The sequence below is a fragment of the Mycobacterium sp. TH-M82 genome, from assembly GCF_057473605.1.
Genome location: NZ_JBYCKY010000426.1, coordinates 1 through 1,085 on the forward strand (window position 1 = coordinate 1; position 1,085 = coordinate 1,085).

Annotated in this window: 1 protein-coding gene; it reads right to left on the reverse strand. The window is 67.1% G+C overall.

From position 1 onward, the window contains the following. Window positions 1-44: 44 nt before the first annotated feature. A partial coding sequence (locus AC2VON_RS13255; protein ID WP_486953382.1) for a PucR family transcriptional regulator occupies window positions 45-1,085 on the reverse strand: 1,041 nt, incomplete at its 5' end.

Here is a 1,085-nt window from a genome sequence, read left to right on the forward strand (position 1 = left end):
GGCCCGCTACCACTATTAGGACGGGGAGATGAACCACGCCGCTGTCAGCTCGCTGCGCCGCGCCAAGACAGTGCTTCCAACGCCACCGCGACATGCACACTCGTCTCTTCCAACGGTCTTGGCAGCAGCTCATCGGCACGAGCGAGTCTGCGCAGCAGGGTGTTTCGGTGCGTGAACAGACGAGCGGCCGCTCGCGAGGAATTGCACTGTGCACGGACGAAGGTCAGGACAGTCCGCTGGAGTTCCGCACCGGCCGACTCGAAATCTCCGAGCGTGTGTTTGATGAACCGGTTCGCTCGTTCCGGATCAGCGGTGATCAGCGCGACGAGTTCGACATCGGCGAAGCAGGCGACCCGTTGGGTGGAGTCCAGCCGCGCCATGGTGCGCTGAGTGATGATCGCGTCGAGGTGACTGGTGCGGAAACCCTCGATCCCCACCGCCGTGGGCCCGACCGCGATCCGCACGCCCGGCAGCTGACTCACCGCGGCGGCGACGCCGGCCAAATCCGGCCCGTCGGCACCGGGCAACCACAGCCATCGGGTGGCAGCACTGGGCAGCAGCGACAGCGATCGGCCTCCGTCGACGGTATGCGTCAACGCCTCGGCGGCACGGTCCAGATCGGCCAGATTGGTGTTCGATTCGTCGCCCCAGATCACGGCTGCGGTATGAGCCTGCCCGAGGCGGTAACCGAGCTTGCGCTCGGCGTGCGGTCGGGTGATCGGCGCGCCGTCGAGGATCAGGGCGACGACCTCCCGGCGTTCGGCGTGGGTTCCGCGGGTGAGGTCGTCGCGTTCGAGCTGCATCTGGTGGCGGATCTCGGTGATGGTGGCGTCGATGAACGACGTGATCGAGTGTTCCGATACGGCGAGCAGTTCGCGCAGTTCGCCAGGGTCCGATGTCAACGCGAAGGCGGTCTTCATCCAGAACCGCCATGCCACGTTCTGCGCGACCCGGTACGCGTCCACCGCCGCCGACTCGTCCAGGCCGTGGCGAACCGCGTCGCGGACGACGGCGAGCGGCTCCGCTCCGATATTGGCCGGCACCGGCTCACCGGGGTGACTGATGTTGGCGGCCGCCCAGTGCAA